Source organism: Paenibacillus thalictri, assembly GCF_004307995.1.
GTDB lineage: Bacteria > Bacillota > Bacilli > Paenibacillales > NBRC-103111 > Paenibacillus_AF > Paenibacillus_AF thalictri.
Window position 1 is genome coordinate 1 of sequence record NZ_SIRE01000052.1, and the last position, 26,097, is coordinate 26,097.

The 26,097-nt window shown below is 51.2% G+C and carries 24 protein-coding genes, 17 tRNA genes and 2 rRNA genes; 34 read left to right on the forward strand and 9 right to left on the reverse strand.

What is annotated here, in order from left to right:
- From EYB31_RS39100 to EYB31_RS39200, 21 genes are all read left to right on the forward strand, one after another.
- A 23S ribosomal RNA gene (locus EYB31_RS39100) occupies nucleotides 1-110 on the forward strand; the annotation flags it as partial.
- Nucleotides 111-265: 155 nt separating this feature from the next.
- Nucleotides 266-382: ribosomal RNA gene (rrf, locus tag EYB31_RS39105) — 5S ribosomal RNA — on the forward strand.
- 39 nt (nucleotides 383-421) lie between these two features.
- Nucleotides 422-497, forward strand: a tRNA-Asn gene (locus EYB31_RS39110).
- Nucleotides 498-501: 4 nt separating this feature from the next.
- A tRNA-Ser gene (locus EYB31_RS39115) sits at nucleotides 502-594 on the forward strand.
- Between the two features lie 11 nt (nucleotides 595-605).
- A tRNA-Glu gene (locus EYB31_RS39120) sits at nucleotides 606-677 on the forward strand.
- 12 nt (nucleotides 678-689) lie between these two features.
- Nucleotides 690-765, forward strand: a tRNA-Val gene (locus EYB31_RS39125).
- 16 nt (nucleotides 766-781) lie between these two features.
- A tRNA-Met gene (locus EYB31_RS39130) sits at nucleotides 782-858 on the forward strand.
- Nucleotides 859-872: 14 nt separating this feature from the next.
- Nucleotides 873-949: transfer RNA gene (locus EYB31_RS39135), tRNA-Asp, on the forward strand.
- 59 nt (nucleotides 950-1,008) lie between these two features.
- Nucleotides 1,009-1,084, forward strand: a tRNA-Phe gene (locus EYB31_RS39140).
- 12 nt (nucleotides 1,085-1,096) lie between these two features.
- Nucleotides 1,097-1,172: transfer RNA gene (locus tag EYB31_RS39145), tRNA-Thr, on the forward strand.
- Nucleotides 1,173-1,181: 9 nt separating this feature from the next.
- Nucleotides 1,182-1,266, forward strand: a tRNA-Tyr gene (locus EYB31_RS39150).
- A 9-nt stretch (nucleotides 1,267-1,275) separates the two neighbouring features.
- Nucleotides 1,276-1,349, forward strand: a tRNA-Trp gene (locus EYB31_RS39155).
- A 10-nt stretch (nucleotides 1,350-1,359) separates the two neighbouring features.
- A tRNA-His gene (locus tag EYB31_RS39160) sits at nucleotides 1,360-1,435 on the forward strand.
- A 10-nt stretch (nucleotides 1,436-1,445) separates the two neighbouring features.
- Nucleotides 1,446-1,517: transfer RNA gene (locus EYB31_RS39165), tRNA-Gln, on the forward strand.
- 6 nt (nucleotides 1,518-1,523) lie between these two features.
- A tRNA-Gly gene (locus tag EYB31_RS39170) sits at nucleotides 1,524-1,598 on the forward strand.
- Nucleotides 1,599-1,623: 25 nt separating this feature from the next.
- Nucleotides 1,624-1,697: transfer RNA gene (locus tag EYB31_RS39175), tRNA-Cys, on the forward strand.
- A 9-nt stretch (nucleotides 1,698-1,706) separates the two neighbouring features.
- Nucleotides 1,707-1,795 (forward strand) — tRNA-Leu (locus EYB31_RS39180).
- 22 nt (nucleotides 1,796-1,817) lie between these two features.
- Nucleotides 1,818-1,894, forward strand: a tRNA-Arg gene (locus EYB31_RS39185).
- Between the two features lie 28 nt (nucleotides 1,895-1,922).
- Nucleotides 1,923-2,002: transfer RNA gene (locus EYB31_RS39190), tRNA-Leu, on the forward strand.
- Nucleotides 2,003-2,183: 181 nt separating this feature from the next.
- A complete protein-coding gene (locus tag EYB31_RS39195; RefSeq protein WP_276322141.1) occupies nucleotides 2,184-2,807 on the forward strand; it encodes an ATP-dependent DNA ligase in 624 nt (207 codons plus the stop codon).
- 145 nt (nucleotides 2,808-2,952) lie between these two features.
- Complete coding sequence (locus tag EYB31_RS39200; RefSeq protein WP_131019025.1) at nucleotides 2,953-3,237, forward strand: alpha/beta-type small acid-soluble spore protein; 285 nt, start codon at nucleotides 2,953-2,955, stop codon at nucleotides 3,235-3,237.
- A gap of 111 nt (nucleotides 3,238-3,348) precedes the next feature.
- Here EYB31_RS39200 and EYB31_RS39205 read toward each other — a convergent pair whose 3' ends face one another.
- From EYB31_RS39205 to glpX, 3 genes are all read right to left on the reverse strand, one after another.
- On the reverse strand, nucleotides 3,349-4,359 hold the full coding sequence (locus EYB31_RS39205; RefSeq protein ID WP_131019026.1) for a polysaccharide deacetylase family protein: 1,011 nt from the start codon (nucleotides 4,357-4,359) through the stop codon (nucleotides 3,349-3,351).
- A gap of 82 nt (nucleotides 4,360-4,441) precedes the next feature.
- A complete protein-coding gene (locus EYB31_RS39210) occupies nucleotides 4,442-5,260 on the reverse strand; it encodes a sulfite exporter TauE/SafE family protein (protein ID WP_131019027.1) in 819 nt (272 codons plus the stop codon).
- Nucleotides 5,261-5,415: 155 nt separating this feature from the next.
- Complete coding sequence (gene glpX / locus EYB31_RS39215) at nucleotides 5,416-6,384, reverse strand: class II fructose-bisphosphatase (RefSeq protein ID WP_131019028.1); 969 nt, start codon at nucleotides 6,382-6,384, stop codon at nucleotides 5,416-5,418.
- A gap of 219 nt (nucleotides 6,385-6,603) precedes the next feature.
- On the opposite strand from glpX, the gene ccpN reads away from it, so the two are divergent.
- The 5 genes from ccpN to EYB31_RS39240 all read left to right on the forward strand — a co-directional run bounded on the left by ccpN (nucleotide 6,604) and on the right by EYB31_RS39240 (nucleotide 12,189).
- The gene (ccpN, locus tag EYB31_RS39220) at nucleotides 6,604-7,233 is read left to right on the forward strand and encodes a transcriptional regulator CcpN (protein WP_476703875.1); all 630 of its coding nucleotides are present in this window, start codon (nucleotides 6,604-6,606) and stop codon (nucleotides 7,231-7,233) included.
- Nucleotides 7,234-7,247: 14 nt separating this feature from the next.
- Nucleotides 7,248-8,051, forward strand: coding sequence for a pyruvate, water dikinase regulatory protein (locus EYB31_RS39225; RefSeq protein WP_131019030.1), 804 nt, complete (start codon nucleotides 7,248-7,250; stop codon nucleotides 8,049-8,051).
- A 135-nt stretch (nucleotides 8,052-8,186) separates the two neighbouring features.
- Nucleotides 8,187-9,557 carry a molybdopterin-dependent oxidoreductase gene (locus EYB31_RS39230; protein ID WP_131019031.1) on the forward strand — a complete coding sequence of 457 codons (1,371 nt, stop codon included), beginning with the start codon at nucleotides 8,187-8,189 and terminating at the stop codon, nucleotides 9,555-9,557.
- A gap of 95 nt (nucleotides 9,558-9,652) precedes the next feature.
- Nucleotides 9,653-10,297 (forward strand): MOSC domain-containing protein, encoded by a 645-nt coding sequence (locus EYB31_RS39235; RefSeq protein ID WP_131019032.1) that lies wholly within the window; start codon nucleotides 9,653-9,655, stop codon nucleotides 10,295-10,297.
- Nucleotides 10,294-12,189: an NTP transferase domain-containing protein gene (locus EYB31_RS39240; protein WP_131019033.1), complete on the forward strand. Its 1,896-nt coding sequence runs from the start codon at nucleotides 10,294-10,296 to the stop codon at nucleotides 12,187-12,189. Before EYB31_RS39235 ends, EYB31_RS39240 begins: the two co-directional genes overlap by 4 nt.
- A 74-nt stretch (nucleotides 12,190-12,263) precedes the next feature.
- On the opposite strand, the gene EYB31_RS41160 is transcribed toward EYB31_RS39240, so the two are convergent.
- Nucleotides 12,264-12,362, reverse strand: a complete 99-nt coding sequence (locus EYB31_RS41160) for a dihydroorotate dehydrogenase (RefSeq protein WP_131019034.1) — start codon at nucleotides 12,360-12,362, stop codon at nucleotides 12,264-12,266.
- Between the two features lie 109 nt (nucleotides 12,363-12,471).
- The gene (locus EYB31_RS39250) at nucleotides 12,472-13,719 is read right to left on the reverse strand and encodes a C40 family peptidase (protein ID WP_131019035.1); all 1,248 of its coding nucleotides are present in this window, start codon (nucleotides 13,717-13,719) and stop codon (nucleotides 12,472-12,474) included.
- Between the two features lie 336 nt (nucleotides 13,720-14,055).
- Between EYB31_RS39250 and EYB31_RS39255 the strand changes: the two genes are divergently transcribed.
- The gene (locus EYB31_RS39255; RefSeq protein WP_240763225.1) at nucleotides 14,056-15,264 is read left to right on the forward strand and encodes a GNAT family N-acetyltransferase; all 1,209 of its coding nucleotides are present in this window, start codon (nucleotides 14,056-14,058) and stop codon (nucleotides 15,262-15,264) included.
- Here the strand turns inward: EYB31_RS39255 and EYB31_RS39260 are convergent.
- Complete coding sequence (locus EYB31_RS39260) at nucleotides 15,255-15,752, reverse strand: hypothetical protein (protein WP_131019036.1); 498 nt, start codon at nucleotides 15,750-15,752, stop codon at nucleotides 15,255-15,257. The two genes, EYB31_RS39255 and EYB31_RS39260, sit on opposite strands and share 10 nt — an antisense overlap.
- Before the next feature lie 226 nt (nucleotides 15,753-15,978).
- Here EYB31_RS39260 and EYB31_RS39265 point away from each other — a divergent pair, with 226 nt between their 5' ends.
- From EYB31_RS39265 to EYB31_RS39280, 4 genes are all read left to right on the forward strand, one after another.
- Complete coding sequence (locus EYB31_RS39265) at nucleotides 15,979-16,440, forward strand: PspA/IM30 family protein (RefSeq protein ID WP_131019037.1); 462 nt, start codon at nucleotides 15,979-15,981, stop codon at nucleotides 16,438-16,440.
- A 118-nt stretch (nucleotides 16,441-16,558) separates the two neighbouring features.
- Nucleotides 16,559-17,212 (forward strand): cell wall-active antibiotics response protein LiaF, encoded by a 654-nt coding sequence (gene liaF / locus EYB31_RS39270; RefSeq protein WP_131019038.1) that lies wholly within the window; start codon nucleotides 16,559-16,561, stop codon nucleotides 17,210-17,212.
- 14 nt (nucleotides 17,213-17,226) lie between these two features.
- A complete protein-coding gene (locus tag EYB31_RS39275) occupies nucleotides 17,227-18,300 on the forward strand; it encodes a sensor histidine kinase (RefSeq protein WP_131019039.1) in 1,074 nt (357 codons plus the stop codon).
- Complete coding sequence (locus tag EYB31_RS39280) at nucleotides 18,284-18,931, forward strand: response regulator transcription factor (protein ID WP_131019040.1); 648 nt, start codon at nucleotides 18,284-18,286, stop codon at nucleotides 18,929-18,931. The genes EYB31_RS39275 and EYB31_RS39280 overlap by 17 nt, the downstream gene beginning before the upstream one ends.
- A gap of 73 nt (nucleotides 18,932-19,004) precedes the next feature.
- Here the strand turns inward: EYB31_RS39280 and EYB31_RS39285 are convergent, their stop codons facing one another.
- Nucleotides 19,005-20,282, reverse strand: coding sequence for an adenylosuccinate synthase (locus EYB31_RS39285; protein ID WP_131019041.1), 1,278 nt, complete (start codon nucleotides 20,280-20,282; stop codon nucleotides 19,005-19,007).
- Between the two features lie 129 nt (nucleotides 20,283-20,411).
- On the opposite strand from EYB31_RS39285, the gene EYB31_RS39290 reads away from it, so the two are divergent.
- Complete coding sequence (locus tag EYB31_RS39290; RefSeq protein WP_131019042.1) at nucleotides 20,412-21,299, forward strand: LysR family transcriptional regulator; 888 nt, start codon at nucleotides 20,412-20,414, stop codon at nucleotides 21,297-21,299.
- Between the two features lie 59 nt (nucleotides 21,300-21,358).
- Here EYB31_RS39290 and fliD read toward each other — a convergent pair whose 3' ends face one another.
- Nucleotides 21,359-22,627, reverse strand: a complete 1,269-nt coding sequence (fliD, locus tag EYB31_RS39295) for a flagellar filament capping protein FliD (RefSeq protein WP_165452844.1) — start codon at nucleotides 22,625-22,627, stop codon at nucleotides 21,359-21,361.
- A gap of 312 nt (nucleotides 22,628-22,939) precedes the next feature.
- Here fliD and EYB31_RS39300 point away from each other — a divergent pair, with 312 nt between their 5' ends.
- The gene (locus EYB31_RS39300; protein WP_131019044.1) at nucleotides 22,940-23,383 is read left to right on the forward strand and encodes a GNAT family N-acetyltransferase; all 444 of its coding nucleotides are present in this window, start codon (nucleotides 22,940-22,942) and stop codon (nucleotides 23,381-23,383) included.
- 39 nt (nucleotides 23,384-23,422) lie between these two features.
- Here EYB31_RS39300 and EYB31_RS39305 read toward each other — a convergent pair whose 3' ends face one another.
- Nucleotides 23,423-23,731 carry a hypothetical protein gene (locus EYB31_RS39305; RefSeq protein ID WP_131019045.1) on the reverse strand — a complete coding sequence of 103 codons (309 nt, stop codon included), beginning with the start codon at nucleotides 23,729-23,731 and terminating at the stop codon, nucleotides 23,423-23,425.
- A gap of 222 nt (nucleotides 23,732-23,953) precedes the next feature.
- Between EYB31_RS39305 and zwf the strand changes: the two genes are divergently transcribed.
- Nucleotides 23,954-25,480 carry a glucose-6-phosphate dehydrogenase gene (gene zwf, locus EYB31_RS39310; RefSeq protein WP_131019046.1) on the forward strand — a complete coding sequence of 509 codons (1,527 nt, stop codon included), beginning with the start codon at nucleotides 23,954-23,956 and terminating at the stop codon, nucleotides 25,478-25,480.
- The last annotated feature ends 617 nt before the right edge of the window (nucleotides 25,481-26,097 follow it).

The window sequence follows — 26,097 nt, forward strand, 5'->3', positions numbered from 1 at the left end:
GATTTCCCAATTAGTAAGACCCCTTGTAGACGACGAGGTAGATAGGTTCGGGGTGGAAGCGCGGCAACGTGTGCAGCTGACGAATACTAATCGGTCGAGGGCTTAACCAAACATCCCAAAAAAGTGGAGTAACGCCATGAAGCTTACTCAGGTACTTTTTCGGGGCCCGAAAAGATTTAACAAAGGACAAGAAGCAAAGCTGAAGTATTTCGCATCCAGTTTTCAGGGATCAAGACCTGAACCGTTTTGCGTAAAGCAAAACATGTTTGGTGACGATGGCGGAGGGGAACCACGCGTACCCATCTCGAACACGACCGTTAAGTCCTCCAGCGCCGATGGTACTTAGACCGCAGGGTCTCGGGAGAGTAGGACGTTGCCAAGCAGACAAGCAGCTGATATAATTATATAGGTTGCTTACCATTCCCTGATAGCTCAGTTGGTAGAGCACTCGACTGTTAATCGAGTTGTCACAGGTTCGAGTCCTGTTCGGGGAGCCATTATGGAGAGGTGTCCGAGTTTGGTCGAAGGAGCACGATTGGAAATCGTGTAGGCGCCACAAGCGTCTCGAGGGTTCGAATCCCTCTCTCTCCGCCATAATATATTAAGGCCCGTTGGTCAAGGGGTTAAGACACCTCCCTTTCACGGAGGTAACAGGGGTTCGAATCCCCTACGGGTCATTTTTTTACCCAGGAGGCTTAGCTCAGCTGGGAGAGCATCTGCCTTACAAGCAGAGGGTCGGCGGTTCGATCCCGTCAGCCTCCACCATATATATTTCTAACGACGCGGGGTGGAGCAGCCCGGTAGCTCGTCGGGCTCATAACCCGAAGGCCGCAGGTTCAAATCCTGCCCCCGCAACCAAATTTTTTTATCGCGGAGCCGTGGTGTAGAGGCCTAACATGCCTGCCTGTCACGCAGGAGACCGCGGGTTCGAATCCCGTCGGCTCCGCCATTTACATCCTTATGCAAGGGATGAGAACCTTCCGGTTCGTGAAAGTTAGATTTCAGCAAGGCTCGGTAGCTCAGTCGGTAGAGCAGAGGACTGAAAATCCTCGTGTCGGCGGTTCGATTCCGTCCCGAGCCACCATTTGTGTATTATGCCGTTGTAGCTCAATTGGTAGAGCAACTGACTTGTAATCAGTAGGTTGGGGGTTCAAGTCCTCTCGACGGCACCATTGTTTTGTGGAGGCTTAGTGAAGTGGCTAAACACGGCAGACTGTAAATCTGCTCTCTTCGAGTTCGGTGGTTCGAATCCATCAGCCTCCACCATTTTCATATAGGGGCATAGTTTAAAGGTAGAACAAAGGTCTCCAAAACCTTTGGTGTGGGTTCAATTCCTGCTGCCCCTGCCAACTAAATATGGCGATCGTGGCGAAGTGGTTAACGCATCGGTTTGTGGATCCGACACTCGAGGGTTCAATTCCCTTCGATCGCCCCATTTGTGTTTTTGGGGATTAGCCAAGCGGTAAGGCAACGGACTTTGACTCCGTCATCCCTAGGTTCGAATCCTAGATCCCCAGTATTATGCGGAAGTGGCTCAGCGGTAGAGCATCGCCTTGCCAAGGCGAGGGTCGCGGGTTCGATTCCCGTCTTCCGCTCCATCATTTTTATAGCACTTTTTCTTAAGGCGCCATAGCCAAGTGGTAAGGCAGAGCTCTGCAAAAGCTTTACCCCCAGTTCGAGTCTGGGTGGCGCCTCCATCTTTTTAAGCCGGAGTGGCGGAATCGGCAGACGCACAGGACTTAAAATCCTGCGGTAGGTGACTACCGTACCAGTTCAAGTCTGGTCTTCGGCACCATGTACGGTTTGCAGCATTGTAAGTGCCCTTAGCTCAGCTGGATAGAGCGTTTGACTACGAATCAAAAGGTCAGGAGTTCGAATCTCTTAGGGCACGCCATTTAATTACTGTTGAGAGTTTTGGATGTGCCGGTGTGGCGGAATTGGCAGACGCGCGCGACTCAAAATCGTGAGGGAAACCGTGGGGGTTCGAGTCCCTTCACCGGCATCGACAATGTTCGCAAGGGAAACCTTGCGAACATTTTTGCGTTTTGCAGGCTTTTTGCTTTCATTCCCGGGGGGATTTTCGATACCTTAAGTTTACGAATTGTCCGTCAATTCCCTGATTAAAATAACCTTAAATCATGTTACAATGGTTTACGGGTGATTCGTTTATGATTATCGCGCCAATGCTTTTGGACTCTTCCGATAAACCCTACGATTTCAGGGATTATATCTTTGAACCGAAATTGCAGGGAGTACGTGCTATATTAATGAAATCCGGGCCCGAAACCCGGTTGTTTTTTCAGAAGGACATTGAAGTTACGCGGCTTTTTCCTGAGCTGTATCATGTACCTATAGACGGCGATGTGACGTTAGACGGGGTCATATGCAGCGGCAGCTTGCTGGGCAGAGACATGGAATCCGGAAGTACATTGGTTCAGAAAAGAGCTCGCATCAAAAAAAGAAAACAGATTGCCGGCGCAGCTCGTGAGCTGCCTGTCCGTTTCGTCGCCTTCGATATTTTAACGCTGAAGGGACGCGATTTGCGAAAGCTTTCCTTAATGAAACGAAAATCGATCCTGGACTCCGTTTTATTGGAGGACGAGTATTACAAGCGCATACGTTATTTTGAGGAAGATAAGCTGCACTTATACGGAGTAGTTTACGCCAACGTAAAGGAAAGTATTATTGCTAAACGAAAAGACAGCAAATACGTAAGCAGAAGAACTCATGATTGGGTCGAATTGACGCATCCCGATATGGTTCGCAAAGAATTGACATCCGGATTGCTTGAAGCCGACGACAACTGAAAACATCGCCAAAGATCGAGGACCTGCATAATAATGCAGGTTCTTTTTTGGGTTCCATATTATTTTCCAGCCATAGAACGGGAAAGACAGGATAAGCTACGATAAGAAAGTTATTTTTTATTTTATAATGAGAGGAGTATGTCAAATGGCAAGAAGAAGCAGCCGAAGATTGGTGGTCCCGGATGCGCACCATGGTGTAGATCAGTTTAAAGCGCAGGTCATGAGACAGCAGGGAGTGGAAGCCCCGGAAGGCAGGCCAGACTTGATCAAATATGCTGTGGCTCAATCATTAGGAATTCCTCTTTCTCCCAGTAATAACGGCAATTTAACGACAGAACAGGCCGGTAAAATCGGCGGGCAAATCGGCGGCGCAATGGTACGCGAAATGATAAAAATGGCACAGCAGCAGTTGGCCCAAAGAAGGCCGTAAAATGAGGCTTGGCGTCCCCAACAGTGCCGTAAAACAAGCTAATGTCATAAGGAACAAAGAGACCTTCAGTTCACCCGAGTGACGAGTGAAACGGAAGGTCTTTTTTTAAACTTATTTTTGTTTAGGTTGGCCGAGCAGCTCGGGGAGCGTCACCAGACTGATTCCTTTGGCTCTGATTTGCTCAATGATCGAAGGCAACGCTTTGACGGTTCCCGACAGATCCTGGCCGGGTCCTCCGGCGGAATGCTGCAATATAATGCAGCCGGGCTTAACATCCTTCATCACATTGTGAATAACACGCTGTTCATTGACCTGTCTCCAGTCCTGCGAATCGACATTCCAGTTCACGACAAGGATATTGCGGCTTGCCGCCCAATTAAGCTGGCTTTCGCTGATCTCACCGTAAGGAGGGCGAAAAAATTTCGGATTGTAGCCGGTCAGCTTGTTTATAATATCGTCGGTTTTATTGATTTGATGTTTGAATGTATCGTCATCAAGCTTCGGGAATAAGGCATGGTTATAAGAATGATTGCCGACAATATGGCCTTCCTGTACCATCCGTTTGACCATGCCGGGGTGCTTTTCAGCCCTGGAACCAACGACGAAAAATGTGGCCTTTACATTGTATTTCTTCAAAATGTCCAGTACCTGTGGGGTATATTTATCGTCTGGCGCATCATCAAAGGTTAATGCCGCTTTTTGACGGCTATGTGGCGCTTTTAGCAAAAAGGAGTCAGGGTATTTCTTAATCAACTGAGCGATGGTCAATCGGTTCTCGCTTTTCCTGACAGCCGCGGTGGAAGCCGTCTGTTTGCTGCGTTTCTTTTTGCCCGCATGGGAGTCTGCAGCGATTTCAGGCTGTACGGGGGCGGGCGGTGCCGGTGGAGGCGGCGCAGGCTGCTTGCTCGCTTCATATTGCTGGATGGCGATGATACGCTGCAGCTCGTACAAGTCCGGTCCCGCAGGCGCAGCATACTGCAGTGTTTCGGCAGCAAGTGGCAATCGTTGAGCCGTATCTTGCTTGGCAAGGGGCATAAGTTGCTCTTCATGATGGACGGAAGAGCCGCAGCCTGAGACGATCAGGGCCTGCAGCAGACAGACGAGGAGGACATACTTGAACATAGGAGGGCTTCCCCCCTTTCCCGGTAGTATCAATATTTTGCGGAAAAAGGGGGAGTTTATCCTTCAGCACGGAACTATAAAATCAGGAAGCGGTGAAACCTTCCCAAATCATTCTAACGGCCACGATGAAAAAAGAAATCCGCAGCACCCACAGCAGCTTGTTGCCGCTAAGTTTGCCGGCGATATTGGCGCCTAACCACCCACCGACCAAAGCGCTGGGCGCAAGGCCAAGCACCATCAAGAAATCAACTTCGCCGAGCGCAACATGAGTAATGCTGCCGGTGATCGAAGACAGGAAGATGACAAACATTGAAGTGGCGGTCGCAATATGGGGCGGGTATCGAAACAGCAGCACCATGGCCGGAACAAACAACGAGCCGCCGCCGATACCGAACAACCCGGAAATAAGCCCGACGATCAGTCCAACCAGCAGCGCGGGAAATACACTGTAGCCGTAGGAATACGTATCGCCTTTCTGATCGGTAAACGTCCTCTGGATGCCCCAACGGACATTCAGCGGTTTGATCTTGTCTCTAAAGATCAGCAGCAAGGCCATAAGCAGCATAAAGAAACCGAAATAAGTTTGAAACGACTTGGCATTCAGAAATCCGGTCAAATAAGAGCCGAGAATCGCACCGGGACCGCTCGTTATAAAATACAGCCAGCCGCTTTTAAAATCGATTTTTTTCTGCTTATAAAAAGTAAAGCTGGAGGATAACGCCGTAAAGATGAGAACGGCCAGCGAAGTGCCGACGGCGGTCGAAACGGCGACCTCTTTGCCTAAAAAAAACGGACCCAGGTAAACAAGCGCAGGTACGATGATAATACCTCCGCCCAAGCCTACCAGGCTCCCGAATGTAGCGGCCACAAGGCCAACGACGATATAAAATAAGAAGCTCATACGAAGAACTCGCTTTCCAAGTAGATTCGTCCAGTTCCCATTTGCCGAATGACGGCTTTCTTGTCGTACGTCCATGGGGATAGGGGGCTAATACTTGGATATTTTAGCATACTTTGCAGAATAAGTGCAGTAAATATAAGTTTTCGGATCGCCTTTTACAATTCGTCAAGCTGCGGTTTATTAGGCAAATAATGCTGTGTTTGAATGAGGCGGATCGTTTTGGTTTTGGCTCTCATAACGATGGAATGAGTTTCCGCGCGTTTGTCAGGCATGTATTTAACGCCGTTCAAAAATTCTCCGGGGGTAATACCCGTAGCCGCAAATATGACATCTTCGGTGCCGATCATATTTTCCATCGTTAATACTTTAGTCGGGTTATCGATTCCCATCGCGATGCAGCGGGCATACTCCTCGTCGTTTGCCGGCAGCAGCCTTCCTTGCAGTTCTCCGCCCAAACAGCTAAGCGCCGCTGCTGCGAGCACACCTTCGGGAGCTCCGCCGGAGCCTACGTATAAATCGATTCCGGACTCGGACATCGCCGGAGCCATTGCACCGGCTACATCGCCGTCGCTGAGCAGCTTGATGCGAACTCCCACCTCCCGCAGGGTGCGGATAATGTCTTGATGGCGCTCGCGGTCAAGCACCATAACGGTTAAATTGTTGAGATCTTTGTTTAAATGCAGAGCGGCTTTCTCCAGTGTAACTTGCAGCGGATCGTCGATATTTAGCTTTCCGGCAAGCTGGGGCCCCATAGACAGCTTCTGCATGTACATATCGGGAGCATGCAGCAAATTGCCTTTGCCTGCGACGGCCACAACGGCGAGTGCGTTGTTCAGCCCTTTGGCTACAAGTTCGGTACCTTCCAGAGGGTCTACGGCGACATCGACTTCAGGTCCTTGCAGATTGCCTACTTTTTCGCCGATATACAGCATTGGAGCCTCATCCATTTCGCCTTCGCCGATCACAACGGTTCCTTTGATCGATACAGAATCGAACATCGCCCGCATAGCGGAGGTGGCGGCGCCGTCGGCCTGGATTTTGTCGCCTCGTCCCATCCATTTTGCGGCGGCCAAAGCGGCCAATTCAGTAACGCGAACGATTTCTAAAGCAAGTTCTCTTTCCATTCTAATCACTCCTATTTTGACGTTGTATTTAAGTGGATTAGCTTACTTTGTATATTATTAGTATGCAATAATGAAATGATATGACATATTCGATGATTTTTCAACAGAGAAATGTGTATTAAATAGGTTTATTGGTTAGTATTAATATAATTCCGCTAGATCGGATTTCGTCACATATGCTACAATGCAAATAAAGAGCACGTAAGGGAGGCAACACCTATCGAACTGTCAGCGAGACAATTGCAAATCATTCAGTTGGTCAAACAGCACGCCCCGGTTACAGGGGAGCAGATTGCCGAAATGCTCGGTTTGAGCAGGCCAACGCTGCGTTCCGATTTGGCGCTGCTTGTCATGCTGGGACTCGTAGACGCGAAGCCTAAGGTCGGTTATTTTCTCGGGACGGAGATGGCATCGGGCGGACAAGCGTCGCAAAGACTGAACGGGTTAAAAATAAAGGATGTTCAGGCCATGCCGGTCATCGTACGTGAAACGACATCCGTACATGATGCGGTGGTCACTTTATTTTTGGAAAATGTGGGGAGCTTGATCGTTGCTGACGATGACGGTTATTTGTCCGGCGTCATTTCCCGCAAAGATCTGCTGAAGTTCACTTTGGGCAATCCGTCGGCTTCTACGATGCCGGTGAGTTTGGTGATGACCCGCCAGCCCAACATTATATATGTCCAGCCAGAAGAAGCGATTTTGGATGCGGCGCGGAAGATGATCCATCATCAAGTGGACAGTCTTCCGGTAGTGACAGTGGCCAAGAACGGAAAGCAGGAAGTGGTCGGCCGCATCACGAAAACAACGATGACAAAAGTTTTGCTGGACATTGCTGCTGAATCTTGAGAGGTGGAATACCGATGATCGAACACAATTACGAAATTACCATTTGCTCCGACTCTGTTGGCGAAACGGCTGAAGCGGTTGTAAGAGCCACCATCCGCCAGTTCGACGCCCATCAGGTGAGAACCAAGCGAATCGGCCATATTAAACATGAAGACGAAATCCGTTCGATTATGGAGCAGGTTGCGAAGACGGGCGGTTTTGTCGCGTATACGCTGGTGCAGCCCGAGCTGCGGGAAATGATGAAAGAAGAAGCGATTCGGCTTAACGTGCGTGCGGTGGACATTATGGGGCCGATGATGCAGGCGTTTATCGATACGTTCAACGATTCGCCCAAACGCAAGCCCGGCTTGCTTCATCAGCTGGACGAGGATTATTTCCGCCGCGTCGAGGCGATTGAATTTGCCGTCAAATGCGACGATGGCCGCGACACCAGCGCGCTGCTGAAAGCGGATCTGCTGCTGATCGGCATCTCCCGCACGTCCAAAACGCCGCTTAGCATATTTCTGGCGCATAAAGGGCTGAAAGTGTCCAATTTGCCGCTGGTTCCCGAGGTCAAAGTGCCAAAAGAGCTGTTTCTTGTGCCGGGCAAACGTATTTTCGGTCTGACGATGGACGCGGAGCATCTGCTGAAAATCCGCACGGAACGACTGCGTTCGGTCGGTCTGCCGTACGGAGCCAAATACGCCACATTGGAGAGAATCAGCGAAGAGCTCGACTATGCCCATAGTTTGATGAAGCAGGTTGGATGTACGGTGATTAACGTTACCGACAAAGCGATCGAAGAGACGGCGGGAATCATTATGAATTATATGAAATAAGTGTGGATGAAAAAGTGCCTCGCAATTTTTGCGGCGCTTTTTTTGTTGTAAACGGATGAATGTCAAACTAGAGATGCCCTCAATCTCGTATACTTAAGTAAAAGCGTTCCCATGGGGGAAGGAGTGTACGGAATTATGGAAAGAAGAGGTTGGCTGAAGCAAACGTTTGGCAAAAAGCTCCTCAAGCTGCACGCCTGGAATGCATGGCTTGTTCTGCTGCTCGCCGTAAGCGGAATCATTCTTTGGGTGCCTTCGATCCGCGGCGATCTCGGGGCGTTCCGGGTGATGCTCAAATGGCTGCATATCGTGCTGGGCCTTGTATCGATAGGGGCTATTGCGCTGTATATTCCGCTGATCGCCAAGCATTGGAGGCAGATCAAATCGAGGCTGATCCAACGGTGGAACCTGGTTATCGTGCTGATCATGCTGGCGGGCTGGAGTCTGACCGGTCTGGTGTTGTGGCAGTTCCGCAGCTTGCCTCCGTCATGGAGCAATGTTGCGCTTACTTGGCACGACTTGTTTACATGGGTAGGTATCCCTTATGCCGCTTATCACTCCATATCGCGCAGCCGCTGGGTCAAAGAAGCCCGTCTTCAAGAATTGCGGGAACGCAAGGAAGCGGCGCAAGCCATCGCTGCAAAAGAGACGCTGAAAAATGCGGGGCAATCTGACGGATACGCCGCCGCACAAGTTACGGCCTCAGATGAGGAGGGAGTTTCCGCGCGGAGGGCGGCGGCGCAAGCGATTGTGCAGGCCATTAAAAATGGTCCCGTATCCAGGGCCACATTTATCCGTCTTATCATCGGCGGTCTGCTGATTGTTGTGATCGGCCCGAGCTTTTACAGATGGTTCAAAATGACCTTTAACGGTAGCGGTACGGATGTGGACATGTTAGGGAGCGGTGACGCCAATCGGATGCTTCCTCTCCCCGAACCGGCTCCGGAATCGGCAACTCCGATCGGAGGCGGGTTAAGCGGTGAGTTCCGCATCTATACGGTTACGGAATTCCCCGTGTTTACAAGCGAGAACTGGAAGTTCGCGATTACCGGTTTGGTCGGCAATCCGCAAGCGTGGGACTGGGAACAGTTTCTGAAGCTTACACGCAAGGTCCAGGTCAGCAATTTTCATTGCGTCACCGGATGGTCTGTCAATAAAGTCACGTGGGAGGGGATCCCCTTGTCGGCTTTGCTTGATATGGCCAAGGTGAAAGATACGGCCAAGTTCGTCAAATTTTATTCCGGGGATAAGGTGTATACCGACGCATTATCGTTGGACCAGGCACGTATGGACGATGTGATGGTGGCGGTGCTGATGGACGGCAAGCTGATTCCTCAGCAGCTCGGGGGACCGGTAAGGTTAATCGTACCTCAGATGTACGCTTATAAGTCGGTTAAATGGCTGCAGGCGATCGAACTGATCGACAAAGAGCATATCGGCTATTGGGAAGCCCGCGGGTACGACAATGATGCTTGGGTGCTTCCGGTCAATAAATACGACAAAGCTTGACGGAATCAGGGCAGCTGCATTAGGGCTTGCGCAACTGGCAAGCATTCGCCTATAGTAGAGGGAAAATGTGATCCTAGACAAGGAGAGTGCTTGGGGTGAAGCTTGTTTCGCTGCTTGTAGGTAAACCCAAGGAGCTGGATTACCGGGGACGTCCGGTAGCGACGGCCATTAACAAGGAAGCCGTACAAGGAGAAGTTAATCTGTATTCCGAACAGTTGGCCGGGGACGGGCAAGCCGACCGGGTTAATCATGGAGGCCCGGATAAAGCGGTGTGCGTTTATTGTGCGGAGCACTATCCGCATTGGGAACGGGAGCTAGGTGCGGAGCTGGCTTATGGCGCATTTGGCGAAAATTTTACAGTTACCGGTCTGACGGAAGAGAAGGTATGCATCGGCGATATATTCGAGATCGGCAGCGCGCTTGTGCAGGTAAGCCAGCCAAGGCAGCCTTGCTTTAAATTAGGCTTAAAGCACGGTGTGGACGAACTGCCTGTGCTTGTGCAGGAATCGGGGTATACCGGCTATTATTTTCGCGTGTTAAAGGAAGGCGTTGTGGCGGCAGGCGCGGAAATTCGGCTTGTAGAACGCCATTCTGCAGCGGTCACGGTTGATTTTGCCAATGAGATTAAGTATAAGGATAAACATAATTACGATGCCTTGCGCCGGCTTCTTGACATTCCCGAGTTGTCCGCGAGCTGGAGGGACGGCTTTACGAAAAGGCTGAAGGATGCCGCAACATGAAACTCCAAATGGGTGCTGGGCGAACGTACGGCAAACCGCTGACCGGCGTTATTTTGGCCGGGGGAGAAAATAAGCGGATGGGCGGCAGACTGAAGGCGCTGCTCGAATGGGGCGGCAGGACGTTTTTGGAGCTGCAGTTGGAGCAGATGAATCAAATATGCGAGGAAACGTTCATCGTAACGAACCGTCCTGAGCTGTTGACGAAGTATCGAAGTGATAAGGTGAGGTTCACCGCCGATGTGCAGCCGGGTCTTGGGCCGCTTGCGGGGATGCAGGCGGCTTTGCGCCAAATTGGGGATGGTGCCGCGGTGTGGCTGGTTGGCTGCGATATGCCTTTTGTCAGCGCTGGCGCGGCAGCGGTTATGGCGGCATTATACGAGGAGTATGGCGTGGACGCGGTGATTCCTTGCATCGACGGCCGGCTTCAGCCGCTGCACGCCATATATGGCCGCCAGTGCCTGGCTGCGGTGGAACGGCACCTTGAGGATGGCGAACGCAGGATGATGAAGCTGCTGGACTCGATTCGCTGGATCGCAGCGGACGAGGCATCTTTTAAGAAAAGCGGCATCTCGCTCGATTTTGTACAAAATGTAAACACAACGCAGCAGTATAAGCTGTTGACGGGCGGGCCCGCTGAAACAAGATTTCAGCGCGAAACGATCAAGGTGGAAGAAGCGCAGCGGCGTATTTTTCAGCATCTCCGGCTGCAGCCGCCCGAGCGGGTACCGCTGGAGATGAGCTTCGGCAGACGGCTTGCGAAGCCTGTAGCCGCTGCCCAACCGGTGCCGCATTTCCGCCGGTCGGGAGTGGACGGCTACGCCTTGGCCGCTGCGGATACAGCGGATACGTCAAGCGGACAACCGGCCGCTTTGGATATCGTGGAAAGCATACTTTGCGGTGATGTCCCTGCCCTGCGGCTCAAACCGGGACAGGCTGCCCGGATCATGACCGGGGCGATGGTTCCGGAAGGCGCGGATGCTGTAGTCATGCTGGAGATGACGGATAAGATGAACGGTGGAGGACCGGGGGAACGTGTGTGTGTAAAGAAACGCATGACGCCCGGAGAGAACGTAACGCCCATTGGTCATGAAGCAGCGCGCGGAGAGCCGGTTCTGGAACGAGGGAGGTTGATACGGGCCGGGGAAATGGCCGTTCTGGCCGCTTTTGGACATGCGGAGGCGGAGGTGTATAAACCGCCGAGGGTCGCTATTTTTGCCACCGGTTCGGAGCTGCTCGATTTGAACGTCCCTTTAGCGCCGGGGAAGATCCGCAACAGCAACAGCTACATGCTGGCAGCGTTAGTCTGCGAAGCGGGCGGAGACCCGATTGTCATGCCGGTTCTGCCCGACGATGCCGCCGAAGTGGGTCGTTCGATCGAAGCGGCGGCTCTTCGCTCTGACATGATCATCACCACCGGCGGAGTGTCGGTCGGCGACAAGGACGTGCTTACCGAATATTTTGCTGACCGGCCAGGAGCGCTTTTATTCAATAAGGTGGCTATGCGCCCGGGAAGCCCGACAACGGCGGGAATCGTAAGCGGCAAGCTGCTGTTTGCGCTCTCCGGCAATCCGGGGGCGTGTTATGTAGGTTTCCAGCTCTTCGTAAAGCCTTTTATGCGAGGTATGCTGGGAGCAGCCAACGTGAATCATCCTGAATGCGAAGGCCTTCTCGAAGGCCCTTACGCCAAGGGCTCCGCGTATCCGCGTTATGTGCGGGGCATGATGGAGATGCAAGGCGAACGGCTGATTGTAAAACCGGCCGGCCTGGACAAATCGAGCAGCATGATGTCGATCAAAGACGCGGATTGTTTGATTTTCATTCCAGCCGGGGGCAGCGGTGCCGCGGCCGGACAAAAAGTGCGCGTGATCCGGCTGGATTCGCCGTCCGGTTAGCCGGGTGAACCAAGCGCGGCAAAAAAAGAAACAAGTCCCCACCACAACAGGGCAAGGACTTGTTTTTTTGCAAATTAGATAAGGAAGCTGCGGCTAACGATAACCAACAGGATAAACAGCACAAGAATTACACCAGCCGAAGTGAAACCACCATATCCGCCACATGCGCTCATTTCCACATCCCCCTTTCCGAAGACATGATATACGATATGTTCGACAGGCGGCTGCTGATTGGACGAATGCCCTATTTTTATAAGCAAAATGTGGAAAAGCTCGGCTTTTTTAGTAGGTGGATCCGCCGAACAAAAACCGCATTTCCCACTGCGAATCGGCGACGGAGTCGACTCGGACGCCCCCGGAACTTATGGAATATGTATGAAGGACCTGCCCGTCGCCCAAGTAGATGCCGACATGGGTAACCGTTTCATTTGCTCTGTCAACGTTCGCATAAGCTGCAGAGGTACTGCCCTTGTAGGACATGAAGAACATCAAATCGCCTTTCTTCAGCTGGCGCCAGTCGGTTTTTGTTTTGCCGATGCCTTTGACATAGGAGGCTTGGCTGCGGGAATCTCCCGGGAGCAGTTGTCCGATGCCGTCCAAATAAGCTTGGCGCACAAAATCCGAACAATCGAACGTCGAGGTATCGGAGCGGCTGGAGCCGAATTCGTACGGTGTACCGAGATACTTCATGCCGGTTTCGATCGCCTTCTGCGCGGCTGTTGCTGGGTCGAGCAGTTTATAAGGCTCTACGTATGTGGTCGAAATATATTGGCTGCCGGTACTGACGTAACCAAGCGCCCCGGACTCGTCTTGAACATAATACCAGTAGCTGTTTGTTTTGTTCAAAATAAGCAGCTTTTCGCCTTTGCTTACATAACGGATCCGCGAAGCGTCGGTGGAAGGGCCTGTCCGAAACGAAACGGACGAAACGGCCGTGGCGTTGGGCGGAGATATGAATGTCTGTTCGACCGGTTCGACTTCCGGCTCTGGCTCTGGCTCCGGTGCCGGCTGCGGCGCTGCACCGCCGTCAAAATCGGTGTCGATATATTCGGAGCCGGTGCTCACATACCCGATTGTGTTGTTTGTATCGGCGGCTTTATACCAGTAGCTGTTTATTTTCTCAAGGATCCATAACGACTCGCCTTTGCTTAATAAGCGGATTTTCGCGGCATCGGTGGAAGGTCCGGTGCGGAAATTGACGGATTTGACGATTTTCGCGTTGGCCGGCGGCTGCTCATTTTCGGTGTATTGCTGTATGTATGTAGTAAGTGAGGAAACGTAACCCGTCTGGCCGCTGCTGTCTTTCACTTGCAGCCAGCTGCCGTTTGGCACGCTTAGCACGCTTAACGTTTCTCCTACTTTCAGGTAGCGAATTTGATTGCCCGATGTAGACGGCTGATCGCGGAAATTGACTGTTTTGACAACTTTGGCCATAGGGATGCTGACGGTGTAAGCAGCCATCGCTTGTACGGGAACTAGGGTGGCAAAAAGAGCGGCAGAGAGCATGACGGTAAGCAGTTGGCGTTTCATGTCCGTTCCTCCAGATGAGCGTATTTTGGAAGGAAAACATGTAAGCGGTACCTGCCTGCATGTCCCTTCGCAACGATCATAGCACATCCATAATTTATAACTTAGCGGTAAATTCTACCTCCTTCCCAGAAAATTTGCTGCCTTTTTTAGGCATAAAGTCGCTGTTTCGGACAAATAAAGGACATTACTCACATGAAAAGAAATCGTCTGTGAAGGTTTTGGATCAAACCGTTGAAATGGGTGTGTCTTCCTTAAAGAGGGAATGTCGAAAATAAGTCTTCAGTCATATGTGGCATCGCCTTCCGCTTCTGCTGTAAAATGGGAGAGTCGGTACTTATGAAAATGGGAAGGGGCAGGAATATGGAAGAAATCATCCGCAATTTAACGCCCGAAGATTTGGAAGAAAGTATTATGATGGGATCGTTTGCATTTCAATACGATGTATCGGAAAGCGACATTGAGGATCGGAAAGCCAAAATGATGCTCAACCTTCCGCATCAATGGGGATGTTTTCTGGATGGCCGTCTTGCGGCTAAAATGGCTGTGTTCGACTTGGAAACGTGGATAGCCGGCAAGCGGTTTGCGATGGGCGGGGTGGCAGGGGTAGCGACATGGCCGGAATACCGCCGCGGCGGCATGGTGGCAAGAATGCTTTTTCGCGTGTTGGAGAAGATGAAGCGCAATGGCCAAACGATCTCTTATTTGCATCCGTTTGAATATCCGTTTTACCGGAAATACGGCTGGGAGATGCTGACCGAATACAAACGTTATGAACTGGATGCGTCTCAGCTTCCGTCGCTTCCCGCACAAGAAGGCAGCGTCGTGCGTCCCAAAGAGCCGGTGTCGGTGATTGCCGGTATTTATGAGAAATATGCTTCGCGTTATTCCGGTACGCTGGCGCGTTCGGGGGAATGGTGGCAAGATCGCGTCTACAACAAGGGGAAAGTGACGACCGCCGTGTATGTCAATCCGCAAGGGGATGCCAGCGGTTACATCATATATAAGGTAAAAGACAGAATCATGTCCATTCAGGAATTGGTTTGGCTGGACGAGCAGGCCTGGAGAGGGCTGTGGAAATTTATCGCCAATCACGATTCCATGATGGATAAGGTCAAATTGCAGGCCCCGATGGATGACAGGCTGCCCGCGAGACTTGGCAATCCGCGCTGCAAGCAGGAGACCGTGCCTTATTTTATGGCGCGGATTGTAGATGTTCCGGCATTTTTGAATGAATATCCGTTTGCCGCTCTCTCCGGGCAGGAAGGGTTGACGCTGCGGATCGAGGATTCTTTTCTGCCATGGAACAACGGGGTATTCCGTCTTGATATCGCGGGAGACGGGACGGTACGTGCCGGACAAGCCGAAGAGGACGGTCAGGACGCCGATGCCGTCTGCGATATTCAAACACTCACGACAATGCTGATCGGTTACCAGCGTCCGGCGTTCTTGCAGATGACCGGCAAACTTCAAACGGATGGGCGCACGATTGAGCTGCTCGAATGGCTCATTCCGCAACAGACGACCTATTTGATGGACTATTTCTGATTCTGAGCATTTTTGAAATATGGATCCAAAGCAAACTTGTGCAAAAACGGGGTCAGCTCCGCTTCGGTTAATACGAAGAGAGGCTGGCCTTTTTGCGTAAACATCAGCATCTGAAACGGTCTGGGATGTGTGGAGGATGCAAATAGGAACAGCTCCTGCACTTTATCGCCGCTGATCCCGCTCTGAACCGGCTCTGCCTGTTGGAGCGGGATACGGATGACAAGACCGTCGCGAGGCTCCGCCTTAATGGAAGGCGAAAACCCCGTTATCGAACCGATCCATGTCTTGGCTTGATCTTGCATTTCCTTTGTATTAGGCAATGTTGCGACAACTTTGCCTAAGGCCACGTCAAAAATTTGAACCGGACCGGCTAACGTCTCAACTGTGACCGGCCGTTCGAGCTGCTCGGTTTGGTGGTCTGCTAACGCCTGGGGGCTGCTGACGAATAAAGCGGCGGCAGCTAGGATCAGACTGAATCGCATTTTCATCAATGGGTTCACCTCAAAACTAATTTCTCCATTCCGTTCAATTATATGCCGTCCGGCGGCGGCTGCGGATCTGTGAGCATCCCCCGTCTTAGGTCCAGTATGAAATACCGTCGCGGGACGGTTTTGCCCAAGTCCCTATTGGCTTACAATAAGTAAAGTAAGGGTTACAGGGAAAGGGTTACAGGGAAAATGCAGAAAGTGCTGTAATAGAGGAGAAGTGAATGGGATGAACGTATGGAAACGTATGGCTGATAAAACAAGAGCATTGTTGAATGACGTGCAGGAGAGAGCAAGCAGCCCGACGACGGGACAACACATGCGGCTGCATGATATAGATGAACAAATAGATCGCAAGGAAAGCGAGTCGGCTCGCTGCCATCAAGCCGCCGCCAAAGCGAAGGACCGTTATGAGGATGCGCTGCTGGTAGCTTCGAAGGCTCAGGAGCAAGCCGAAGCTGCGATAAAGGAGCAGCATGCGGATGATGCTAAACTCGCCGTTGAAAGCCGGCTGTATTATGAGCTCAAGGCGGTTGAATATTCGGAGCAATATACGGCGGCGAAGCTGCGTGCGGACGAGCTTATGCTGCAAGCGCAGGCGCTGAAATCGGCCCGGGCGGAGCTTGGCTTCAAAAGAAGCGCGAGCCTCTTCTGGGCTGACCCGTCGCAGGCGAAACTGCGGACAAATTAGCTTTTGCCCGGCCGTCGCGAGTTGTGATATGCTAAGGAGTGCCATAGGGGTGCTAAACGGGCCGCTATGGCTTTTTTAAGATCATGTGCCGAATGCGCTCATACAGGGAGGTGACCCCATGGAAAAGAACAACAGGACCCGAATAGCGGCGATTGTGCTGATCGTAGCCGGCCTGTTTCTGCTGGCAGACAATCATATCGGCTTTTTCACGGTGGTCGCCCTTTTATTTATTGTTTTTGGCGTGAAAAAAGTAAGAAGCGCGCACAACCGCAAAGGATATGTGATGCTGGGAATCGGGCTGCTGATTTTGTTCAGCGGCCATTTGACGATCATTTTATCGGTGATTTTGATTTCGCTGGGCTTTTTTTATCTGAAATCAAAGCAGGTGCACAAAGACGATTCGTTTATGCAGAAGCAGAGTATGATCGACAGTATCCAATGGGGCAAGGATCCTTGGATTTTACGGAATTGCGCGATATGGAACGTTGTTGGCGAGGTGCACATCGATTTGACCTATGCCATTTTCGAACATAAGGAAACGACGATTATTTTGCAAGGCGTTATCGCCGATGTCGATATCATCGTACCGGAGGACATTGGCATCTCGGTTACTTCCTCGGTTATGTTCGGTCAGCTTCATGTCGGCATGGAGAAGGAATCCGGCGTCACGAATAAAATCGTTTGGCAATCTCCGAATTATGAGTTCTGCGACCAGCAGTTGAAGCTCATTATTTCTTACGTTGTCGGGGATGTCGACATCAAAATCGTTTGAGAGGGTACTAGCCAATGAGCGGATACAATCGGCGCCTGACCAATATGATGTGGCGAAGCATGGGAGAGTCTATCCTGCTGGGTTTTGTGTTGTTTGGCGCAGCCGTCTATTTCTTAAGTACGGGCGGTTATTTGACGCCGTTCTCGACTTGGCAGGAGGGTGTCAGCTTCACCCTCACCATGATCGTTATTGTCGCCGTTATCGGCGGCGCTTATGGTTATTGGACAAGCAGCAAAACAACACGTAGGCTCGAACAGATCCGCGAGGTCATGTTGTCGCTGGAGAAGGGCAACTTGAGCCGTACGGTGCCGTTTCTCGGAGAAGACGAGATCGGCCGGCTCGGCGAGCAGTTGAACCAGATGACGAAAAAGTGGGAAGAGCAGGTTACCTCGCTGCAGCGGCTGTCAACCAACAATGCCCAGCTGGCGCAAAAAGCCAAATATTCGGCGATTGTCGAGGAGCGGCAGCGGCTTGCGCGCGAGCTTCACGATGCGGTGAGCCAGCAGCTGTTTGCGATTTCTATGACGGCGACGGCGGCGCTTAGGACGCTGGATAAAGATTTTGACAAGGCGCAGCGGCAAATTTATTTGATCGAAGAGATGGCTTCGGTGGCCCAGTCGGAAATGCGGGCGCTGCTGCTTCATCTGCGTCCGGTGCATCTGGAGGGCAAACATCTTCACGAGGGATTGGTGGAGCTGCTGCAGGAGCTGACGGCGAAGGTGCCGATGGACATTCATTGGGAAGTGGCTGAAGATATCCGTTTACCGAAGGGAATCGAAGACCACCTGTTCCGGATCGTGCAGGAGGCGATGTCCAATGCGCTTCGCCATTCCAAGGCGACAAGGCTTGAAATCAAGCTGGCCCAGCCGGGGGATATCATCCGACTGACGATCCGCGATAATGGCGTCGGTTTTAATTTGGACGAGAAGAGACAGGCTTCTTATGGTATTTTAACGATGAGGGAGCGGGTGAATGAAATCGGCGGCTCGCTGAGTATCATTACCGCCCCGGAAAAAGGCACGAGGCTGGAAATTCGCGTACCGGTATTAAGCGAAGGAGGAGGGGAAACGGATGGAATCGACGATTAAAGTGCTGTTGGTGGACGATCACGAGATGGTTCGCATTGGTCTAGCCGCAGTGCTGGGCACCGAAGACGGCATCGAAGTGGTGGGAGAAGCAAGCAATGGTCTTGAAGGTATTCGTTTGGCGCAGGAGTACAAACCGGATGTTGTGTTAATGGACCTTGTTATGGAAGGCATGGATGGGATCGAGACGACCCGTAGGCTGCTGCAGCTGCATCCCGATTGCAAAGTGATCGTGCTTACGAGCTTCCTGGACGATGAGAAAATGTACCCTGTCATTGAAGCCGGGGCATTCAGTTATTTGTTGAAAACGTCGCGTGCTTCAGAGATCGCACAAGCCATCCGCGCTGCCGTAAAAGGCCAGCCGATTCTCGAGTCGCAGGTCGCCTCCAAAATCATGAACCGCTTCCGTCAGCCTGCCAAATCTCAAATTTTGCCGCATGAGGAGCTGACGGATCGCGAGATGGAAGTGCTGCGGCTGATTGCCGCCGGCAAGTCAAATCAGGATGTGGCCGACGAGCTGTTTATCGGGATCAAAACCGTCAAATTTCATGTAACGAATATTCTTGCCAAGCTTGGGGTAGAAGACCGTACACAGGCGGCTATTTATGCCTTTAAGCACGGGCTTGTGGAATAAAATAACAAAAGCCGGTTCCCTGCATAAAAGCAGGAACCGGCTTTTTTTTATGTGCGGAGGAGGAAGGACACTGTTACAGCCGGATCATGTCTTCGCGGCGGGGACCAACGCCGATCCACTTAATCGAGGCACCGATGCGGTCCTCAATAAAGCGAATGTATTGCTTCGCTTCATCCGGCAGGCTGTCGAAGTCGCGGATACCGCTTAAGTCACATTTCCATCCCGGCAAGTATTCGTAGACCGGTTTGGCATCGTCGAGCAGGGCCGTCGGCGGAAAATCGCCGGTTGTATTGCCGTCGATTTCATAGGCCGTGCAAACCGGGATTGTGTCGAGATAACCAAGCACATCTAGAAGCGACAAAGCCACTTCGGTTGCGCCTTGCACCATGACGCCGTAGCGGGTGGCGACGACGTCAAACCAGCCGATCCGGCGTGGTCTTCCCGTCTTGGCTCCGTATTCCCCGCCTCTGTGGCGCAGCTCTTCGGCTTCCGCACCGTGGAGTTCGGTGACGAAAGGTCCGGCTCCGACGCAGCTGGAATACGCTTTGGCCACGGCGATGATACGGTTGATCGCGTGAGGGGGCAGCCCGGCGCCGACAGCGGCATACCCCGCGAGTGTCGAAGACGATGTCGAATATGGGAAAATGCCGTGATCCGGGTCGCGCAGCGAACCGAGCTGGCCTTCAACCACGATGTGTTTGCCTTCACGCCAAGCGTCCTGCAGCAGCTTGGTTGTATCGCACACATAAGGGCGGATCCGTTCGCCGATTTGAGTCAGCTCCGCTGCAAGCGCCGCGGCATCCAGCTTCGGTTGATTGCCGTAAAGGTGCTCCAGCAGCACATTTTTTACTTCGAGTGCTGCCTGCAGCCGTTCCGTCAACCGCTGAGGGTAATACAGATCGGCTACCTGGATGCCGATTTTGGCGTATTTATCGGAGTAAAACGGCGCAATACCCGATTTGGTCGAGCCAAATTGCCTTGCCCCCAGCCGTTCTTCTTCCAGCCTGTCAAACAGTAGATGGTACGGCAATACTAACTGAGCCCGGTCGGAAATGCGCAAATTCGGCTCCGGCACACCGCGGGAGCGAAGCGAGTCGAGTTCTTCCAGCAAACCAACTGCGTTTAAAGCTACACCCGTTCCAATCACATTCACGATGGCAGGATGAAATACGCCCGACGGCAGCATGTGCAGCGCAAATTTCCCATATTCGTTGATGATGGTGTGCCCCGCGTTATTCCCGCCTTGAAAACGGACCACGTAATCCGCTTCCGCTCCAAGCACGTCGGTCAGCTTGCCTTTTCCTTCGTCGCCCCAGTTTGCTCCGACGACTGCCGTAACGCCTTGTTTCATTTGCAATCTCTCCTTATATCTCATTGTTCTTTTACACTTGTAACGATGCTTACAGGATGAGTATAATATGTGTAACTGACATTAGTAAAATTAATATAATTCATATTAGTTATAAATGAGGTTGATATAATGGATGTGAATTTAGAGCTATATCGGGTCTTTTATACGATTTCTATATCAGGCTCCTTCAGCAAAGCCGCCGAGAAGCTGTACATAACACAGCCCGCGGTAAGCCATGCGATTAAACAGCTGGAGGAGAAATTGGATGTAAAGCTTTTTTTTCGGACAAGCAAAGGGGTTGCACTGACGCAGGAAGGAGAGGTGTTGTTCCAATATATTGAACAGGCATTTAACTTTGTCAAAGCGGCGGAGAGCAAAATCGGGGAGATGCACAACCTTGAAAGCGGTGAAATCCGCATTGGGGCCAGCGATACGTTGTGCCGTTATTATTTGCTGCCTTACCTGGAAACATTCCATCGGGATTATCCGCAAATTAAGCTGCATGTAACTAACCGTACATCGCCGGAGACCATCCGGCTGCTGCAGGATGGCAAAATTGACTTTGGTCTCGTCAATATGCCTGTCGACGCTCCTGTGCAGGTAAGGGCCGGCATGCAGGTTCACGATATTATGATAGCTGGGGCCAAATATGCCGATCTGAACGGACGGATTCTCGCATTTGAAGCGCTCGCCTCTTATCCGCTTATCCTGCTAGAAGAAGGAAGCACCACAAGACGGTATTTCGATCAGTATGCCCGCGACTCCGGTCTGCAATTCACGCCGGAAATTGAGCTGGGCAGTCTCGATTTACTTGTCCAGTTGGCCAAAATCGGCCTTGGTCTTGCCTGTGTCACTCGCGAGTTTGTGCAGGATGAGCTGACGCGGGGAGATGTATTTGAGGTGCAGCTGCAAAAGCCGATCCCACCCCGCCAGATCGGGTTGGTAACGCTGCGGGACATGCCGCTTTCCGTGGCGGCCCGGCGTATGGTGCAGCGGCTTGGTTTTGCCGAAACATGAAAAACCGGCTCAATAGAGCCGGTGTGGTATCATTCATCGATTGGGGTGGCGCTGTCTTATTAAAAGTAACCGTTAAACAACAAACCTGTCATCGGCACCGGCAAATAAGATTGCAAGGCCCCTGCAAAGCCGTAATTGGTAAAGCTTTTGTATTGTGAGCTTCCTTTATTCAGCAGTGCTTCAGGAGGAAGCGCTTGAAGCCGTTCGGCCGCTTGGCCCAATCCGGTAGCTACTCCGGATAAACCTGTCAAGCTGCGGATAACGCCTGCGGCATCTCGCTCGAAATGGTCCGTCAGCTTTGCTTCATCAAGCTTCAGCGTACCGTCGGCTTGTTTGACGATTCCGAGACGGTCCATATTGGCATCGTTAAGTGAGCGCTGCCATCCTTGCAGCATGGCGGAGTTAAGCAGCCCCGCATTTTTGGCGGCTGCACTTTGGAAGCCGTTATAGCCCTGCAGCAGGGACTGGACCTGCTTGATGATTTCGCTGCTGTCCGGTTTGACGGAAACGTTAATTTCCTCGGATGAAGCCGATTTTAACGCGATGTGCAGTTTACCTTGACTTAAGGTGATTTCATTGGTGTCCGACGATTGTTCAGACCGACCGTTGATGCTGTAAACCGCATCGGACGCTTCGCGTGTCACGTTGCTGAGTCCCAGATCAGTTACAACACTTCCTTCGGTGTCTGCCAGCGTAAAGCCATGATCCTTCCCAGTGGCATCGCCGGTCAATTCCAACTGCAGCGTGCCGGATAATTTCTGCTGGATCAGATTGGCGTGGACGCCGAGGTTCGCGCCGTTAATCGCATTTTTTACTTTTCCGAGCACCTGTTCGTTTGTGTCCCAATCATAAATGCTGACGGATAACGATGTTGTTTTGCCGCCCGCCGTCAAAGTGAATTGATGGGTCTTTTGCGCAAGCGAAGTAGGATCGTCCTGCTTGAACTGGAGCCCGGTATTTTTTTGCGATTGGGCGATGCTGTCGACTTTAACTTTCCAGTTGCCCAGCGGGGCGGCGGTGTCCGCTTTTACCGAGACGGACGTGCTGTCGGATGTATCCGCTTTCCGTTTGAACAATGCGCTGGAGTTTGTCGAGATCTGATCGGCCGATTGCTGAACCGATTTGGCCGATTGCAGCAAGGAGGCAGTGCTGAACGCCGCTGTTTGCATGAACTGATTAAACGCATAGCGGGCTAAAGGGTAATTGACCGGCTGCTTCGTTTCTGGAGAGGCCGCCGCGGCTGCAGCCCGGCTGCGACGAAAGGAATCGACAAGAAAATATCTGTTATTCGTTTGATAGGCGCTTAAAACCTGCCACGCATTCGCCATCTCAAACACCTCACGATCTATGTTATAAATTACATTTATTATATACGATTGTGCAATTACCGTAAATTGGCGCTTGACATCCCGTTGTGCTCCAAATTGACGCATGTTAGTATGTAGTTACTCGAAAAGTAAAGGGGAGAATGCCCGTGGATTGGGCTTACATCGCGGTTATTGGCGGTGTCGTCATCGTTTGTATCTTGTTCCTTTGGTTTGTTGCCAAAAAATATATTAAGTAAATTTTAGATTTATAACTATGCGGGCGCTCCTGTCCTCTCATAAAATGGAGTATTCCATTCATAGGGGCGATGGGGTATGATCCGCAAACGAATTTCCGCACGCGACGATAAAACGATTGTAGCGATTATCGAGCAGACGCTTCTGCCATTTACCCGCAAACATGCGCCGGAAACCCGCATCGACTTGAAATCGCTGCGTAAACGCCTGGAGGGCGGGATTACGTATGTAGCTCAAGCGACGGGCATGCAGCCGGTCGGGTTTATGACGCTTCGTCATATAAAGACGACGCTTTATATCGATATGCTGGCCATACAAACCAGGTTTCAAAAAAGAGGGTACGGCACCTTGTTTATGCAGAAAGCCGAGCGCACTGCAAGACTGCTTGGCTGCAGCGATTTGGCGCTGTGGGTCGACGATACGAATGACCGCGCTCAGCGATTTTATATGGGCAAGGGCTTCGAGGCCACCTATTTCGATCCTAATATTCAATGTTATTTAATGTCCAAACGCATCGTATGATAAAAAAGAAACCAAGGCGCGCGCCTTGGTTTCTAAAACTTAAAGAACGAATAATAAAGTGATCAAAGCGAGGTCAAGAGCAAGCGCCGGGCCGAACCCAAATCCAGCTCCAAAACCATAAGCCGAGGTTTTTACTTGTCTTTTTACTGTTTTCTTCGATTTCGTAGAAGCGCTTTTCAGCTTGCTTGACTGGACGGCCTCTCCTTCCTCGGCATTCAAATAAAGTTTCCCGCCTTCCACTTTGCTAAGTACACCGGGTATTTGAGTGCCGTCATTCAGTACGACCAAGACGGTCTTACCATAATGAGCGCGGCAATGTTCTTCCACAACGGGGTGAATCATTTCCACCTTCGTTTCACCTCCTTAAAAAATCGGGAGAAGTAAATATCAGCTTCTTGATGTAGCCTATTCGTGGACATTTGCCTTGGATTGGGCAGACGCCCTGCGTGTTTGCCTATTTTGCAATGGGTGTAAACATCCAAGTGCCGTATTGAATCCTGGCCCCACATTCGCTATGCTAAAACAGGGAATACTTTGCAATAAAATAACTAAAAGAAAGAATGATGACTAATGAGCAATGCGGTTTATTTGCTATTCGGAGCAACCGGCGATTTAGCGCGCAGGAAATTGTTCCCGGCATTTTACGCTCTTTACCGCGAAGGGAAGCTGTCGGAAAACTTCGCTGTGGTGGGACTAGCCCGCCGTGCCCGGACGAATGAACAATTTCGCGATGATTTGTTGAGTTCGATCCGGGAGTTTGCCCGTTACGATGTAAGCAAAGACGAGCAATTCAACAGGTTTGCCGAACATTTCGAATACATGTCGCTTGATATACATAATGTTGAAGGATTTCGTGAACTGAAGCGCTTGACGGATTCATTGGATGAAAAGTTCAATGTGGGCGGCAATCGGCTGTTTTATTTGGCACTTGCGCCGGAACTGTTCGGCAGCGTTTCTTATAACATACGCGAAGGAGGTCTGCTCGAGGTTGACGGCTGGCATCGCTTGGTCATTGAAAAACCGTTCGGCTACGACCTGCCGTCCGCGGAAAAGCTGAATGCCGAGCTGCGTCAAGTGTTCAAAGAAAAAGACGTTTACCGGATCGATCACTATCTAGGTAAAGAAATGGTGCAGAATATCGGCGTGCTTCGTTTTGCGAACGCCTTTTTTGAGCCGCTTTGGAACAATAAATATATTGCCAACATTCAAATTACATTAAGCGAAACAGTCGGCGTCGAAGACCGCGGCGGGTATTACGACCATTCCGGGGCGCTGCGGGACATGGCCCAGAACCACATGCTTCAAATGCTTGCAATTATGGCGATGGAATCGCCCAGCCGGCTTCATCCCGAAGATATCCGCGACGAGAAGGTGAAGGTATTCCGTTCGCTGCGCGGTTTTCAAAACGCGGAGGAAGTGCGGCGTCACGTGGTCCGCGGACAATATGCGTCCGGAGAGGCCAAGGGCAAACCATTGGCCGCTTACCGCAGCGAGCCGTCCGTCAATCCGGAATCAACAACGGAAACGTATTTTGCAGCCAAAGTGTTTGTCGATAATTTCCGCTGGGCGGGAGTACCTTTCTATATCCGTACGGGCAAAAGATTGCCCGTCAAAACGACCGAAGTGGTCGTGGAGTTCAAGAATGTGCCGAATAATGTATATTTGGCCCAGAAACATGAGCTTGAGCCGAATCTTCTTGTTTTCCGCATCAATCCGATGGAAGGCATCTATATGAAGATGAACGCCAAACGTCCCGGCTCCGAAGGTTCCGTTATCCCGATTGCGATGGACTTTTGCCAAAGCTGCCAGGTCGGATTAAATACGCCTGAAGCTTACGAACGTTTGCTGTATGATGCGGCCCGCGGGGATTCAACTTATTTTACCCGTTGGGATGAGGTTTCGCTGGCTTGGGAGTTCATTGATAAAATTGCGGAAGCTTGGCGGGAAAGCGAAGGCGATCTGGAGAATTACCCTGCGGGTTCCTGGGGACCGGACCGCGCGAAAGCGCTGCTAGCCGAAGACGGCTTTAAGTGGTGGCCTGTTAATGGCCAGCATGAAGGAGAGGTCGCTTGGGCGATGAACCTTGGCAATCAATAAGAAGTAGGGTTCGGAAAAGGAGTCAGTCACCGCCGGGGATTCCTTCGGCGGTGATTTTACTTAATGTAGGAATAAACCTCGGCTTCATCGACTGTTGCAATTTAGAAGCTGGACGGAACGATGCCGGGACTGGGGTGACTCTTAAGGGCTAGGCACAACTAACGTTGGAGCTGCGGTTCAGCCCGCCGGGTCTTTCATCGGTTTATTATAGGGTGGGCTTCTAGGCCAAATTGTGATCTGATTTTAATACTTGCATGTTATTGCTGAGCGTGGTATATTGTAATTCCGGCCGCGAGAGCTTCTGCGGAACGGGAAGTAAATAAGTTTTCATAAGAGACTTGCAAATTTACTTCAAACATGATAAAGTACTTTCTCGGGTCAGGTTTTTGGTAAATGACCTAAAAGAAAGAAAAAATAAAGCTTGCAATTAAAAAATCAATGTGGTATATTGTAAATCCGGTTGTTGAAAAGGACAACCTGATGAAACAAGAAACATTTGAAATTGCTCTTTGAAAACTGAACAACGAGTGAATGTAAAACAAGCAAGTCAGCAATGAATTGAGCTATATTAAACAAACCTTAATGGAGAGTTTGATCCTGGCTCAGGACGAACGCTG